The 14,459-nt window shown below is 68.3% G+C and carries 16 protein-coding genes; 7 read left to right on the top strand and 9 right to left on the bottom strand.

Annotated features, from left to right (window positions below; translation table 11 throughout):
• Positions 1-66 precede the first annotated feature (66 nt).
• Both ASE52_RS02980 and ASE52_RS02975 read right to left on the bottom strand, forming a co-directional pair.
• Positions 67-540, bottom strand: a complete 474-nt coding sequence (locus ASE52_RS02980) for a cupin domain-containing protein (RefSeq protein ID WP_057223697.1) — start codon at positions 538-540, stop codon at positions 67-69.
• A 53-nt stretch (positions 541-593) separates the two neighbouring features.
• Complete coding sequence (locus tag ASE52_RS02975; RefSeq protein WP_056063965.1) at positions 594-992, bottom strand: 4-oxalocrotonate tautomerase family protein; 399 nt, start codon at positions 990-992, stop codon at positions 594-596.
• Positions 993-1,110: 118 nt separating this feature from the next.
• Between ASE52_RS02975 and ASE52_RS02970 the strand changes: the two genes are divergently transcribed.
• Entirely contained in the window at positions 1,111-2,049 is a 939-nt protein-coding gene (locus ASE52_RS02970) for a LysR family transcriptional regulator (RefSeq protein WP_057225133.1), read from the top strand.
• A gap of 121 nt (positions 2,050-2,170) precedes the next feature.
• Here ASE52_RS02970 and ASE52_RS02965 read toward each other — a convergent pair whose 3' ends face one another.
• Positions 2,171-2,893 carry a class I SAM-dependent methyltransferase gene (locus tag ASE52_RS02965; protein ID WP_057223695.1) on the bottom strand — a complete coding sequence of 241 codons (723 nt, stop codon included), beginning with the start codon at positions 2,891-2,893 and terminating at the stop codon, positions 2,171-2,173.
• A 247-nt stretch (positions 2,894-3,140) separates the two neighbouring features.
• Between ASE52_RS02965 and ASE52_RS02960 the strand changes: the two genes are divergently transcribed.
• The 5 genes from ASE52_RS02960 (at position 3,141) to ASE52_RS02940 (ending at position 7,240) form a co-directional block, all read left to right on the top strand.
• Positions 3,141-3,605, top strand: a complete 465-nt coding sequence (locus tag ASE52_RS02960; protein WP_057223692.1) for an Rrf2 family transcriptional regulator — start codon at positions 3,141-3,143, stop codon at positions 3,603-3,605.
• On the top strand, positions 3,592-4,548 hold the full coding sequence (locus ASE52_RS02955; RefSeq protein ID WP_057223690.1) for an NAD(P)/FAD-dependent oxidoreductase: 957 nt from the start codon (positions 3,592-3,594) through the stop codon (positions 4,546-4,548). The genes ASE52_RS02960 and ASE52_RS02955 overlap by 14 nt, the downstream gene beginning before the upstream one ends.
• Positions 4,549-4,624: 76 nt before the next feature.
• A complete protein-coding gene (locus ASE52_RS02950) occupies positions 4,625-5,488 on the top strand; it encodes an AraC family transcriptional regulator (RefSeq protein WP_057223688.1) in 864 nt (287 codons plus the stop codon).
• On the top strand, positions 5,485-6,471 hold the full coding sequence (locus ASE52_RS02945) for a dienelactone hydrolase (RefSeq protein WP_057223685.1): 987 nt from the start codon (positions 5,485-5,487) through the stop codon (positions 6,469-6,471). The genes ASE52_RS02950 and ASE52_RS02945 overlap by 4 nt, the downstream gene beginning before the upstream one ends.
• A gap of 208 nt (positions 6,472-6,679) precedes the next feature.
• Positions 6,680-7,240, top strand: coding sequence for an ATP-binding protein (locus tag ASE52_RS02940; protein ID WP_057225131.1), 561 nt, complete (start codon positions 6,680-6,682; stop codon positions 7,238-7,240).
• Positions 7,241-7,313: 73 nt separating this feature from the next.
• On the opposite strand, the gene ASE52_RS02935 is transcribed toward ASE52_RS02940, so the two are convergent.
• From ASE52_RS02935 to ASE52_RS02925, 3 genes are all read right to left on the bottom strand, one after another.
• A complete protein-coding gene (locus ASE52_RS02935; protein ID WP_057223684.1) occupies positions 7,314-9,470 on the bottom strand; it encodes a TonB-dependent receptor in 2,157 nt (718 codons plus the stop codon).
• A gap of 160 nt (positions 9,471-9,630) precedes the next feature.
• Positions 9,631-10,965 carry a sorbosone dehydrogenase family protein gene (locus ASE52_RS02930; protein ID WP_057223681.1) on the bottom strand — a complete coding sequence of 445 codons (1,335 nt, stop codon included), beginning with the start codon at positions 10,963-10,965 and terminating at the stop codon, positions 9,631-9,633.
• A 78-nt stretch (positions 10,966-11,043) separates the two neighbouring features.
• Positions 11,044-12,012, bottom strand: a complete 969-nt coding sequence (locus ASE52_RS02925; protein WP_057223678.1) for a DMT family transporter — start codon at positions 12,010-12,012, stop codon at positions 11,044-11,046.
• A gap of 120 nt (positions 12,013-12,132) precedes the next feature.
• On the opposite strand from ASE52_RS02925, the gene ASE52_RS02920 reads away from it, so the two are divergent.
• Positions 12,133-13,023 (top strand): LysR family transcriptional regulator, encoded by an 891-nt coding sequence (locus ASE52_RS02920; protein ID WP_010461083.1) that lies wholly within the window; start codon positions 12,133-12,135, stop codon positions 13,021-13,023.
• Positions 13,024-13,048: 25 nt separating this feature from the next.
• On the opposite strand, the gene ASE52_RS02915 is transcribed toward ASE52_RS02920, so the two are convergent.
• Genes ASE52_RS02915 through ASE52_RS02905 form a run of 3 tightly spaced genes read right to left on the bottom strand, consistent with a single transcriptional unit; the run spans position 13,049 to position 14,427 of the window.
• Positions 13,049-13,699, bottom strand: coding sequence for a DsbA family protein (locus ASE52_RS02915; protein ID WP_057223676.1), 651 nt, complete (start codon positions 13,697-13,699; stop codon positions 13,049-13,051).
• Between the two features lie 3 nt (positions 13,700-13,702).
• Positions 13,703-13,972, bottom strand: a complete 270-nt coding sequence (locus ASE52_RS02910; protein ID WP_181147533.1) for a hypothetical protein — start codon at positions 13,970-13,972, stop codon at positions 13,703-13,705.
• Positions 13,973-13,986: 14 nt separating this feature from the next.
• On the bottom strand, positions 13,987-14,427 hold the full coding sequence (locus tag ASE52_RS02905) for a nuclear transport factor 2 family protein (protein ID WP_010461080.1): 441 nt from the start codon (positions 14,425-14,427) through the stop codon (positions 13,987-13,989).
• Positions 14,428-14,459 lie beyond the last annotated feature (32 nt).

Genomic DNA, 14,459 nt, shown 5'->3' with positions numbered 1-14,459 from the left:
TCACTCAAATTTCTGCGGGACATGTGCTTGCCTGCGCTGCATAGCGTGCCACCCCCAGTCGGACCCCTACCGTAGTTCACGCGGCACCACCCCCACCGCTTCGCACCACCGGCGATAGTCCGCCCGCCGATCAACCGTGGTAATCCGCTGCAGCACCGTGTGATGCGGCCCCAGGTACTCCACGCTGCCCTTCACCACCACATGCACCAGCAGCGTTTCCGTACCCGTCGCCTCCCACCAGTCCACATTGCCAGCGGGCTCGTGGATGTAGTCGCCCGGCCGCACCACGCGGCCGTCGTTCAGGCGGCGCTCGCCTGCCAGCGTGAGGGCGTGCACTTCGCCGGTGTGCCGGTGCAGGCCCAGCCGCGTGCCGGGCGACAGGCGCATCAGTTCCACCCAACCGGCATCGTCGGGCAGGAACTGGATGGGCAGGGACCACTTGCCTTCGCCTTCCGGAATCCAGTCCGCCAGGCCCGCACGCTCCAGCGTCTGGGCCACGATCACATCGGCAAGGTGGTTGTTCGTTGTCGTCATCGTCATGTCGGTGCTCCTGGGTAGTTGTTGGTTGGTGGATTGCTTGATTGCTTGGTTGCTTATTGCTCGGGGTGCTGGTGGCGGTATTCCTGCGTGCGGCCGCCAAAGCCGTAGGCGGTGGCGCGCACGTCCTGCACGTAGACATAGCTTTCGGGGTGCAGTGCACCCAGCAGGCCCTCGAAGGCTGCGAACGCCTCGGCGATGTAGCGCGCCTTTTCTGCCTTGGTGTTGGTCTCGTCCACCACCTTGACGTCGAAGTAGAAGCTCGACTGTTTCAGGTCGGCCAGCGAACGGCCGGCGACGTACCAGTCGGCCGGGTCCACAAAGGTGATGACCACGGCCGTGAGGTCGCGCCGCTTGCCGAGCACGCGGGTGGTCAGGTCCAGCAGGGTTTCTGCAATGCGGGCCGACAGCTCGGGCGTGCGTTGGGCAGACACTTTGACGTTGAGGATGGGCATGGAGGGCTCCTGTAAAAACTTATGGGGTTGAACGAGCCTTCACTGTAGAAATTGCGCCCCGCCACGGAAACCGCCCGTGGCGATAATGGCTTTTGCTCCGCACGCAAAGGCGCGCACGATGAAAAAAGAACCCCGCTCCTTCCTCCCTGACCCGGCCGACCTGCGGTGGCTGGTGCGGTCGCTCGACCTGCGCTCGTTTTCTGCGGCGGCGCGCGAAATGGATGTGGCGGTGTCGGTGGTGGCGCGCGGCGTGGACCGGCTGGAGGCCGGCTACGGCGTGCGCTTGCTGCGCCGGTCCACACACGGCCTGTCGGCCACGCCCGAGGGCGCGGAGCTGGCACAGGAAGCGCGTGCCTTGCTGGCGCAGCTGGAGGACATCGGTGCTTCGCTGTCCGACCAGCGCAGCCGCGTGGCGGGCAGCTTGCGCCTGGCCTCCAGCCAGGAGATCTGCGAAGCGCTGGTGCTGCCCCACCTGGCGGACCTGCAGGCGCGCTACCCCGCGCTGCGGGTGGAGCTGCTGGCCGATGACCGCGTGGCCGACCTGGTGACGGAGGGCATCGACGTGGCGCTGCGCACCACCGTGGGCCACAGCGATCTGGTGGTGGCGCGTGCGCTGGGCCGGTTCGAGCGGCGCCTGTATGCGGCCCCGGAGTATCTGCGCCAACACGGCACGCCCGCCGACCCCAGCGAACTGCAGCAGCACCACACCGTCACGCACACCGCGCAGGGGCCGGCGGTGACCTGGGCCTTTCGCGCTGCACAAGGCAAGCCGCTGGAGGTGACCGTGCGCTCGCGCCTGGCCGCCAGCAGTTCGGCCCTGGTGCACCATGCGCTGGTAAGCGGCGCGGGGATCGGCATGCTGTCCAGCCCGCTCGCGGCGGCGGATGTGGCGCAAGGCCGGTTGGTGGAGGTGCTGGCGCCTTTTGCGTCGCGCACCGTGCACACGCTGTACGCGGTGTCGTCACCGGACCGGCGCAATGCGGCCAGGGTGAAGGCGGTGATTGATTTTCTGGTGAAGGCGTCGAAGGACCGGTGGGCGCTGGCGCCTGTGCGTTGAGGGGCTTTTGTGCACCACCGGCTGGCTGGCCGGGGGCTGCTGACCCCAGCTGCAAGGCACCCTGGGGGTGAGCAAGGTGCGGGCATGCGGGTCCAATGAGCTGGCCCGCTTTCGTTGCTCGCTAGCAGGCCGTTGCCACCCAGCCCCTGAACGCGAACCCCATGTAAAACATCTGCACATCGCCAAACCCAGCCTCCAGAAGAATTGCCTCGTCCTCCTGCGGCGTCAGCACCGCCAGCTCCGCAGCCACCTTGGCCCGCCCCCTCTCAGCCATCTCCGGCGCCATGCCGGACGCCACCTGAAATGCCGAATAGCGCGCCAGCCACAGGTCGCGCTCCCCTGCCCCGCCTTCGCCGCCAGCACCTCCGTCTGCCACGCTCAGATGCACCGCGACGAACGGCGCGCCGGGCTTCAGCCGCCGCCGGATCTCCGCCGCCATGGCCGCACGCTCCTCGCGTGGCACAAAGTGAAAAGTCAGCAAACACGTCGCGCCGTCGAACGGCCCGGCCGGTGCGCTCTGCACGTAGTCGTGGTGCAGCGCCACGCGGTCGCCGGGCACGCCCGCGCTCTGCAGCCGCTGCGCGGCCAGGTCCAGCATGGGCTGGCTCGGGTCCACGCCGTCGAACCGCCAGCCGGGGTGCGCCCGCGCCATGTCCTCCAGCTCCAGCCCGCCGCCTGCGCCCACCACCAGCACGCGGCCGTTGGCGGGCACGCGCTCGGCCAGCAGGATGCGGACCATGGGCAGCAGGCTGTCGTAGCCGGGCACGTTGCGGCGCGGGCCGTCGGCGTAGCGGGCGACGGCGACGGGGTCGGTGAAGGGGGACGTGGTGGTGGGGTGCGTCATGGTGTGGTGTGCGGTGGGTGCGGCGTTTTGCGGTGGAGGTTGAGCCGAGGGTTGGCCGGGCTGGCGCAGGGTTTCGACAGGCTCAACCCGAACGGGCGGGGGTGTGCGACATGGGGCAAAAATCAAAACAAATTGGCCTCTACCGCTTGTCTAGAAAGCGCAAGCAGCTATCAATTCAATAGTGAACTGTGAGTTGCGCTGCGCTGCTTATGGACCCATGCTAACATCACGCAACTTTTAATGTTGCATGAAACGAGATAGCCGCCTCTCCAATGTCCTCCACGCGCTGCTGCACATGGCAGAGATGGACGGCCCCGCCACGTCCGAGTCGCTGGCGCAGGCCATGCAGACCAATCCTGTGGTGGTCCGCCGCCTGATGGCGGGGCTGCGGTATGCGGGTTTTGTTTCGTCGGCCAAGGGGCACGGCGGCGGGTGGGTGCTGTCGTGCCCGCTCACCGACATCACGCTGCGCGACATCCATGAAGCACTGGGCGCGCCCACGCTGCTGGCGGTGGGCAACAGGGTGGAGAGCCCGGGCTGCGCGGTCGAGCAGGCGGTGAATGAAGCCCTCTCAGATGCCTTTGAGGCGGCGGAGCAGGTGCTGCTCACGCGGCTGGGCGAGGTCACGCTGGCGCAGTTGTCTGCCCAGTTTCATGAACGCATGGTGGCCAGGGGCCACGCGCACAAGGACTTTTCACATGAACACTTATGACCACGACGCCATCGTGATTGGTGGCAGCTTTGCGGGCCTGTCGGCCGCGATGCAACTGGCGCGGGCGCGGCGGCGCGTGTGCGTGGTGGACGCAGGCCAGCCGCGCAACCGGTTTGCCGCCGCGTCGCACGGGTTCTTTGGGCAAGACGGCGAACCGCCGCTGGCGATGATCGAGCAGGCGCGCCGCAAGCTGCTGGCCTACCCCACGGTCACGCTGCGCCAGGGCACGGTGGTGTCGGCCACGGCGCAGCCAGACGCTGGTGCGTTAACAGCGTCTGGTTTTGACGTGGTGCTGGACGACGGCGCGGGTGCACTGACCCCATTGACCACCCGCAAGCTGGTGCTGGCCTTTGGCGTGAAGGATGGCCTGCCCGACATTGCAGGCCTGCGCGAGCGCTGGGGTGCGTCCGTTTTGCACTGTCCGTATTGCCACGGCTATGAGTTTGCGGGCCAGCGGCTGGGCGTGCTGTACCACTCGCCGCAGTCGGGCATGCACGCGCAGCTGATTTCGGACTGGGGCCCGACCACCCTCTTCCTGAATGGCGAAACCACGCTGGAGGACAGCGAGCGCACGCGGCTGTTGGCGCTGGGCATTGCCGTGGAGCCTGCGCGCATTGCCGCGCTGGAGGGGCCTGACCGGGCGTTGAGCGGCGTGCGCCTGGTGGCCAATGGCGGCGCCGATGGCCGCCTGGTGCCGCTGGACGCTTTGTACGTGGCCGCCACGACAAGCCCCGCCAGCCCGCTGGCAGAACAATTGGGCTGCGCGCTGGATGAGGGCCCCATGGGCCCGTGCATCCGCACCGATGCCAACAAGATGACCACGGTGCCGGGCGTGTATGCCGCAGGCGACGCCACGCTGATGCGGCACAACGCCACGCTGGCGTCTGCCGAAGGGGTGCTGGCGGGCGTGGGGGCGCACCAGGCGATGGTGTTTGGGCAGTGACTAGCTGCGGCACCAGGCCACAAAGTAGCAAGATCGGCTAAGTACCGGCGCGCAAGCTGCGGCACACTCTGCGGCCATGAGCCTGGACCAGAGCGCCGATCAGCACTACCGCGACCGCGTGGCCCGCGTGATCGCCCACATCGTGGCGCACCCGCTGGCAGCGCATCGGCTGGAGGATCTGGCCGCCATTGCCCACTTTTCCCCTTTTCACTTTCACCGCGTCTACAGCAGCATTGCGGGCGAAACCGTGGCCGCCACGGTGCGCCGCGTGCGCCTGGCCTTGGCCACGCGGCTGCTGGAACAAGGCCGGCAGAGCATCACCCAGGTGGCGCTGGAGGTGGGGTACGACAGCCCGCAGGCCTTCACCCGCGCATTCAGCCAGTTCACCGGGCAATCGCCACGGGCGTTCCAGCGGGACATGCACCGCCTCATCCTCGATCCAGGCGCCGGACACGCGGATGGAAGGACTGAGCACACGCTGGCCGTGCAGATCGTCGAGCGCCCAGCACAGCGCCTGCATGCGCTGCGCCACCAGGGGCCGCCATCCACCATCCCCCACACGCAGCGGCGGCTGTACCTGCAGTGCGGCCAGCGTGCAACCCACCGGCTGGGCGCATCGTGCGGAGACCCGCAGGACACGGGCGGCGGCTTTCGCTACTACGCGGCGGTGGTGCTGCCAGAGCCGCTCCCGGCGGCAGATGACGGGCTGGAACGGCTGGACATCCCGGCAGGCCTGTATGCACGCCACACGCTCACCGGCCCCTACACGCGCATCAACGCGGCACTGGCGGCCATCCACACACGCTGGCTCCCGGCCAGCGGCTACGAACCGGACGACCGCGCCACGCTGGAGCACTACCTCAACTCCCCCCGCAACGCCGCGCAGGCGGACCTGCGCACCGATCTGCTGATTCCCATCCGCCCCACCCCATCCCTATGACCCGTTTTCGCTGGCTCTTTCGTTCCCTTTTGCCCGCAGCGCTCTGCGGCGCCACCACCCTGGCCCACGCTGCGGGCTTTGCCTTTATCGAGGTGCCTGCAGACAAGGACGGGCCCGCGCTGCGCGGCGCCGTGTGGTCGCCCTGCAGCGCGCCGCCGGGCCGCATCGACCTGTCGCCCCTGGTGCTGCAAGGCACGCGGGACTGCCCCCTCACCGGCCAAGGCCTGCCGTTGATCGTCATGTCGCACGGCACGGGTGGCTCGGCCCTGGGGCACCACGACACGGCGGCCACGCTGGCCGATGCGGGCTATGTGGTGGCCGCCATCAGCCACCCGGGCGACAACTTTCAGGACCTGAGCCGCCAGGGCCACCTGTCGGCCTTTGCCACGCGGCCCGTGGACATGAAGCGGCTGACGGACTACATGCTGGGCGCGTGGCACCGCCATGCCCAGCTGGACGCCAGCAAGGTCGGCCTGTTCGGCTTTTCGCGCGGCGGCTACACGGGCCTTGTCACCATCGGCGCCGTGCCGGACTGGACGCTGCGGCAGGACCTGTGCCCGCCCGAGTCGTCGCGGCCCCTGTGCGGCGAGATCCGTCGCAAAGAACTGCCCGCCCCGCCCGCGCGGGACGCACGCATTCGGGCGGCCGTCATCGTCGACCCCTTGAGCGTGTTTGATGCCAAGGGGCTGGGGCAGGTCGGCATCCCGGTCCAGCTGTGGGCCTCGGCGTTGGGTGGCGATGGCGTGACGCCCCAGAGTGTGGAGACGGTGCGCCAGGGCCTGCCCAGCGCGCCGGACTGGCACGTGGCAGCCAACGCGGGGCACTTCGCCTTTCTCGCGCCCTGCCCGCCAGCACTGGTGGAAGCGATGCCAGCAATCTGCCGCGATGCAGCGGGGTTTGACCGGGTGGCTTTTCACCAGGTTTTCAATGCCCAGGTGCTGGCGTTCTTTCAGCGGCACATCGTGTCAGCCAGAGCGCCTTGAGGGCAGGCTGGGATTCGTCGCACCCACATGGCCCGTGGGTTGACGCAGCCAGCGCCTGCCACCTACACTGCCAACCTCGCATCTGGTCCTTGGGATCGGAGCGAACCGCAAAGCCCTCCACCACCGTTGAGGGCTTTTTTTCGTCCGCCCTATGGAAAGCTCTCCCTGCTTGCAGAGAGGGCTTTTTGCATTTCTGGAGCCTTTTTTCATGCACACCGCTTCGACCCACGCCGCCCCTTCCACCATGGCCGGCACCGCCCCCCGCATTCACCTGGTCATCGGCCCGGTGGGTGCCGGCAAGTCCACCTTGGTTCGCCAACTGGTGCAGCAGCACCGCGCCGTGCCGCTCAACCTGGACGACTGGATGTCCACGCTGTTTTCGCCCGACCGGCCCGATACCGGGGACGTGATGGCCTGGTACATCCCCCGCACCCTGCGCTGCCTGGAGCAGATCTGGAAAACCGCCGAAGCCGTGCTGGCCGCCGGCGGCGATGTGGTGCTGGAGGTGGGCCTGATCCAGCAGCACCAGCGCGACGCCTTCTATGCGCGCATGGGGCCGTGGGCCGACGCCATGGTGGTGTGCGTGCTCGACGCACCGCGCGAGGTGCGCCGCGAGCGCGTGTTGCGGCGCAATGCCGAGCAGGGAGAGACGTTCTCGATGGTGGTGCCCCCGCACATCTTTGAGCTGGCCAGCGACCTGTGGCAGCCGCCCGGGGAGGCGGAGTGCGCCGAGCGGTCGGTGGTGTTTGTGCCGATGGCGGAACGTTAGGCCCTAGTTGCAGCTCTGCCGCGCGCAGGCCCGTCCATGCTGTTGGCAGGTGCGGCGGGCCAGACCGCCTCGACTACATGAACTGCGCGCGCAGACCCACCATCAGGCGTCTGCCAGCGGCGGGCTCGAAGTAGCGGCCGTTGGCGTCGTTCACGATGAGCGTGGCCGTGTGGTAGCGGTTGAACACGTTGTCGAGCCGGGCCCAGAGCTGCCAGCGCGCCGCGCCCGCTTCGCGGCCGCCCCAGCCATAGGCCGCGTGCACGCCGAGCACGGCAAAGCCGGCTGCCCGCTCGCTGTTGACATCGTTGGCAAACACGGGGGCCGACACGTTCGCCGTGGCACCCAGTTGCCAGCGCGTGGTGGGCGCGTAGTCGATGGCAAGTTGCGCAGCGTGCCGCGCTGTGCCCGGCAACTGGTTGCCTGCGGCGACGTTGGCGCCCCCTGCCCCGGCGTAGGCGCTGCCAAAGTGGGCATCCAGGTAGGTGTAGCTGGCGCGCGGGGCCCAGGTGCCCCACTGTGCACGCCAACCCACTTCAAGCCCCCGGCGCCGCACGTTGTCCACGTTCTGGAACACCGAGCGGCCGTTGACCGTGGCCACGGGCACGATCTCGCCCTGGCTGCGGGTGTCGAACCATGCCAGCTCCAGCTGCTGGTGGGTGCCTTGCCACTTGGCGCCCACCTCCCACTGGCGGCTGCGGGCGGCAGCCAGTCCGAAATTGGGGCCGGTGTTGCCGGTGCTGTAGGCCATCTCGGCCAGCGTGGGGGTTTCAAAGCCCTGGCCTGCGTTGGCGTACAGGTTGAGCTGGTCGGTGGCGGCCCACACCAGACCCAACGCGGGGCTGGTGTGGCGCCAGCTGCGCGAGCCACTGTCGTCGGGGTTGGCGGGGGTGATGTAGCGGTCATCCACCTGCACGCGCACCCGGCTGGCCCGCAGCCCTGCGATGGCGCGCCAGCGGGGCGAGAGCCAAGCGTCGACCTGGGCATACACATCGGTGTTGGCGGCACTGTCTTGCTCGTCGCGCCGCAGCGCGCCGCTGGTGCCCGCGTTGTTCACAAACCCCTGGCGGTGTTCAGACAGGCGATTCGCCTCTGCCCCCACCGTCCACGTCAGCGGCAGGCCCGAGGGCAGGCGCACGGCCCGCGTCCAGGTGGCGGCCGCGCCGTGGTAGCTGCGGTCCAGGTCCACCACCCCGCCTGCGCTGTTGGCCGCCGCACCGCTGAACGACAGGTACTGCGTGAGCTGGCGCCCACCGCCATAGGCGCGCAGCCGCACGCTGTCGGTGTCACTGAGCTGGCGCTCCAGCACCAGGCCCAGCTGGTTCTGGCCCACCGACTTGCGGGTGTGGAAGCTGGTGGCCAGGGCGCTGGCCTGGCGCGCGTCGCCCTCCAGCTGCGCGCGTGTGAGGCCCAGCGGGTCCAGCGCCAGGGGTTGGTCGTACAGGTTGACCAGGGCTGTGATGCGCGTGCGGCTGTCGGGCTGGGCCTGCAGCTTGGCGTTGAGGTGCGTGCGCCGCGCGGCGCTGTGGCCGCGCCAGCCCTCCGTTTCGAAGTGCGACACGCCCAGCAGCCCGCCCAGGCGCTGGTCGCCAAAGTCCATCGATGCGTCCACCAGCCGCTGGCCGAACGAGCCCACCGCCACCCCCGCCTGGGCGCCACCGCCGGGCCGGGGATCGCGGGTGGTGACCTGCACCACGCCCCCTGCCGCGTTGCCATACAGCTGCGCGAGCGGACCGCGCAGCACTTCAATCTGGCGGGCCGAAGGCAGGTGCGCGGTGGCAGCCTGGCCCTGGCCGTCGGGCATGGTGGCGGGGATGCCGTCCACCAGAATGCGCACACCCCGCACACCAAAGGTGGCGCGGGCGCCAAAGCCACGCACTGCGATCTGCAGATCCTGCGCGTAGTTGCCACGGTCTGTGGCCACCACGCCAGCCTGCCCGGCCAGCAGCTCCGACAGGTTCACCAGCGGCGTCGCGGCGGAGAAGGCATCCACGGCCACGCTGCTGTGGCTGGCTGCACTGTCGAACAGGCGCTGCGCCTGCGCGCTGCCCGTGACCTGCAGGGTTTCGAGCGTAGGGGGCGTGGGTGTGGTGGGCGGCGACTGGGCGGGATCGGCCGGGCCATCTTGCGCATGGGCATGGGCGTGCGCCACCACGCAAGCGCAACTGGCCAGGAAGCGGGCAACTCGGGCGGCGCGGGGCATACGGGGCCAATGGGTGGCTGCAAAAGACATTGGTGCCGCTTCCTGGTTGCGGAGTTTCAGAACGGGGTTTTACGGAGCATCGCGTGGCGGGCACAGGGGCCAAGCCCAGCAAACCGCAGGATAGTCTGCTGTGGCCCCGTGGCGGTCATGCGAACCCAACGCAACGAAGCGCCGAGCACCTACGCAGACGTCATTCAGACCGCACCACGCGCCAGACCACGTTGCCCACGTCGTCGGCCACCAGCAGCGCGCCCTGGCCGTCCAGAGCCACGCCCACGGGGCGGCCATAGGCGTCGCCGTCCTTGCTCAAGAAGCCGGTCAGGAACGGCTGGGGAGGCCCCGAGGGGCGCCCGTCGGCAAAAGGCACGAACACCACGTTGTAGCCCGTCAGCTCCTTGCGGTTCCAGGACCCGTGCTGGCCGATGAAAGCACCGCTGGCGTAGGCGCCGGGCATGCGGACATCAGAAAACGCCAGGCCCAGGGGCGCAACGTGTGAGCCCAGGCCAAAGTCGGGGGCGATGGCCTTGGCCACCATGTCGGGGTTGGGCGGGTTGATACGGGTGTCCACATGCTGGCCCCAGTAGCTCCAGGGCCAGCCGTAAAAGGCGCCGTCCTTCACCGATGTGAGGTAGTCGGGCACCAGCTCGTTGCCCAGTTCGTCGCGTTCGTTCACCACCGTCCAGAGCACCTTGCTCTGTGGCTCCCAGCCCAGGCCGTTGGGGTTGCGCAGGCCGGTGGCAAACAGCCGCTTGCTGCCGGTCTCTACATCCACCTCCCAGATGGCGGCGCGGCCCTCTTCGGCGGCCATGCCGTTGTCGCCCGCATTGCTGTTGGAGCCCACGGTGGCGTACAGCCTGCGGCCATCGGGGCTGGCGATGATGTTCTTGGTCCAGTGGTGATTGGCCCCGGCGGGCAGATCGGTGACCCTGACGGGGGCCACGGTGATGGAGGTCTGCCCGGTTTCGTAAGGCACCTTCACCACGCCGTCGGCCGTGGCAATGAACAGCTGGGCGCCCACCAACGCCATGCCAAAGGGCGATAGCAGGTTTTGCATGAAGACGGTGCGCACGTCTGCCACGCCGTCACCGTCCGTATCGCGCAGCAGCGTAATGCGGTTGGCGCTGGGCGTGCCGGCACCGGCACGCTTCATCACCAGGCCCATGGCCAGGCCACGCAGACCGTCGGAGTGCACGTTTTTGGCACCCTCTGCAGGCGGCGGCTTGTTGCTTTCAGCGACCAGCACGTCACCATTGGGAAGGGTGTAGACCCAGCGCGGATGGTCCAGCCCACGCGCCAGCGCCGTGACCCTGAACCCCGCAGGGGCCTGCGGCTGGGCGCCCTGCGGCCAACCCTGTGCAGGTGCGATATTGACGGTGGGCACGAAAAAGCTCTTCTCGGGTGCGGGCAGTTGCGGGCTTGGCCCCACACCAGAACCCGCTGTGGGCTGGGCTGTTGCGGCTGCCGCGCCACCCGCCAACGCCGCCCAAAGCAGCCATTGTGGGAAGCGATTGGGACGGGGCAACATCAGCGCAGTATGGGCGGGCGCAATTTGCGGCAGGTGTAGGCCAAGGCCGCGAGTTTTGCGGCCCCCACAGCGGGGTGGTCAGCTCGCCGCCGTGGCGGGGGCCACACTCGGCCGCCGGATGGTCCACAGCGCGGCGGCCATCAGCGCCACGCCGCCCAGTTGCAAGGGGCTGAGCGTGCGGCCATACACCACCCAGTCCACCAGCACCGCCGTGAGCGGGTACACAAACTGCAGCACTGCAATGCGACCCAGCGCCAGGCGGGCCATGCCGGCGAACAGCACCACGTACGCCAGGCCTGTGTGCACCACGCCCAGGCCCAGCAGCCAGGCCCATGCGGCGCCCTGCTGCGGCCAGCCCAGAACAAAAGGCGCCCACACCAGCGCCACGGCGCCCACCAGGCATTGCCACAGCGCCATCGCGAAGGGGCTGATGGCCTTTTGCGTGTTGGCGAGCAGCGTCACGCCCGCGTAGCAGAGCGAGCCGCCCAGGCACATCAGCACTCCGGCCATGTACCCGCCGCTGCTACTGTTGGCCGCGGCGGCTGCGGTGCCGTCCAGCAGGCCGGTGGTCAGCACCAGGCCGCCCAGCGCGGCCAGGGTGGCCAGCCACTGCGTAGGTGATACCGCCTCGCGCAGGAAGAGCGCGCCAAACACGATGACCCAGATGGGCTGGATGTGGAAGATCACCGTGGCTACGGCGATGGACGTGCGCGGGATGGCTGCAAAGAACAGCGCCCAGTTCATCACCATGAGCACACCCGTGGCGCAGGCCACCCAGCGCGCCCGCCCGTTCAAGAGCAATTGACGCCCCCGGCCCGTGGCCAGGCACCAGGCCAGCAGCGCCAGCGCACCGAATGCGCAGCGGAACCACACGGTGACCAGCGGGTGCTGGCCCGCCTCTTCCACAAAAACACCGATGGTGCCCAGCAGCACGCCGCCGGCGATGAGCAACCACTGGCCGTCCCGCTCGCGGGTACTGGCGGGCACTGTGGAGGGGATAGGCGCGGCAAGCGATGAGGGCGTGGCGGCACTGGCTTTCTGGTTCATGCCGTCGATGCTCGAAGATTGGCACACTGGTGTAAAGCGCATAGTTCGAACAGATACCATTCGATAAACGAATTTTTATCCCGACAGGTTTTGCCGGCACAAAACCAGAGAGCTGACGCGATGAACTACCCCGATTTCCAGATCGACTGGCTGCGCGCCTTTGTGGCCGTGGTGGACGCGGGCTCGCTCTCGCGCGCGGCGCCGCTGGTGCACCGTTCGCAGTCGGCGGTCAGCATGCAGATCAAGAAGCTGGAGGCCGCACTGGGCCGCCCAGTGCTGCTGCGCGGGCCTCGCCATCTGGAGGTGACACCCGCCGGGGCCGAGCTGCTGTCGTACGCGCGCCGCGTGCTCGATCTGCAGGCCGAGGCGCACGCGGCGCTGTTCGGCCCGCAGCTGGCGGGCCGGGTGCGGCTGGGGGTGCCGGACGACTACGCATCGACCTACCTCACACCGGTGCTGCGCAGCTTTTCGCACCGCTACCAGGGCGTGGAGATTGAGTTGACCTGCGAGCAATCGACCTCGCTCATCCCACGCGTGGTGCGCGGCGAGCTGGACTTGGCCCTGGTCTCGCGCGACAAGCCGCAGCGGGGGCATTTTTTGTTTGAAGAGCCGCTGGTGTGGGTGGGGGCTGCGCAGTTTGAAGCGTGGCGGCGTGACCCGCTGCCGATTGCGGTGTACGAATCGGCCAGCATGGCCCGACAGGCCACCCTGGCGGCACTGGATACGCGGCGCCGAGCCTACCGCATCGTGTACCACAGCTCCAGCCTGGCGGGCCAGCTGGCTGCGGTGGAGAGCGGTTTGGCGGTGGCGGTGCTCACGCGGTGCAGCGCGCCAGCCCATCTGCAAATCTTGCAGAACCTGCCCGCGGAGTTTGACCTTCCGCCGCTGGCTTCGATGAATGTGGCGGTGCTGCGCAGCAAGGTGTCGCTGCGCTCACCGGCTGTGGATGCGATGTACGAACAGGTGGTGCGGACACTGGGGCGGCGGGGCGAACTGCTACCCAAGGCCTGAGCGCCGCCGCCGGTCATCCACGGCGTCAGGCCGCCAGGATGTGCGCCAGCAGCTTTTCGCGCGGCCCCAGCAGCGCATCGCCCCCGATCAACCGCAGCGCACCGCCCGGCCCCGCCACCACCAATTGCGGCACGCCCCGAGCGCCCACGGCGCGCAGCGTGGCTTGGGCGCTGGCGATGCGTTCGGCCACCAGGTTGTGCAGCGCGGCAGTGGGTGCGAGCGCCAACGCTGCGGCATCCGCCAGGCCCAAAGCCCGCAACAGGTCCGCCAGCACCTCGGGTTCTGCCGTGTCGCGGCCTTCCACATAACGTGCGTGCTGCAGTGCGTGCAAGGCTTCCAGTTCACTTTCAGGCGCAGTCTGCGCCACGGCGGTCAGCGCGAGGTTGGCAGGGCCTGAATCAAAGCGGCCGGACGCAGCACCCAGAATTTGGTCGCGGTAGGCCTGCGTGAAGGGCTGGCCTGTGAGCTGCTGGATGCGCTGGTCGTTGGACCAGGCGTACGCAGCGAATTGCGCATCCATGGGCCGCGCCCCGGCGCCCGCAAACAGGCCCGTGGGCGCCAGCGAGACGTGCACACCGTCCACGCCTTGCAGGTATTGCAGCGCCGGCGCGGCGGCATAGCACCAACCGCACAAGGGGTCGAACAGATAGGTCACAGCGGTGGGCGTGGAGGGCATGGATCAGGGTCTTTCAACGTCAGGGGGTGAGGATGAAGCCAGCGCGGCCTCGAAAAGCGCCAGCTCTTCGGCGAGGGTGCCCCGGCTGCGGAAGTGGCGGCCCGCACGGTCGTACCAGTTCTCGGCATCTTCGAGGTCGCCCTCTTGCAGGTGCAGGATGCCGTGGAGCCAGGCGGCGAGCATGGAGCCGTCGTGTTGCACCAGATCGTGCGCCGCGTTCCAGCGCCCGGCGTGCAGGTGGTCCAGGACGGGTTGAAGGGGGTGCGTTGGCACGATCTGGTGTCCGATCACTTTTGGGGGTTGGTGAACATGGGGTTGCCACTGACCGTCTTGACCGTTTCTTCTTGCAAGACGTCCCAGTGCTCCACAATTTTCCCGTTGGCCAGGCGGAAGATATCGACGCCAATCATGACCTTGGGGCCCATGCCCGCGTAGCGGCCGTGCATCATGACGAAGTCACCTTCGGCCACCACCATGCCGGGCTCGTACTTGAAGTCGGGCGGCAGGCTGCCGACCCACCCCTTCAGAACCTCAGACCCGTTGGGCACCGCAGGGTTGTGCTGGATGTAGTTGGGGGACCAGTATTTGTCGATGACCGAAGCATCGCGCGTGATGAACAGGCCCTTCATGCCGGCCACGACGATTTCCTTGTTGGTCTGGGCAAACGCATTGGCAGAGAAAACTGCGGCCAGCGATGCAGCGACGAGGAACACTTTGAACGGTTTCATTCTTGACTCCAGTGAGGGTTGCTGTTGACTAC

Origin of the sequence: Acidovorax sp. Root275, assembly GCF_001428965.1 — a bacterium.
Lineage (GTDB): Bacteria > Pseudomonadota > Gammaproteobacteria > Burkholderiales > Burkholderiaceae_C > Acidovorax > Acidovorax radicis.
The sequence above is the reverse complement of the archived record's forward strand: the minus strand, read 5'-3'. Positions and strand labels throughout refer to the sequence as shown.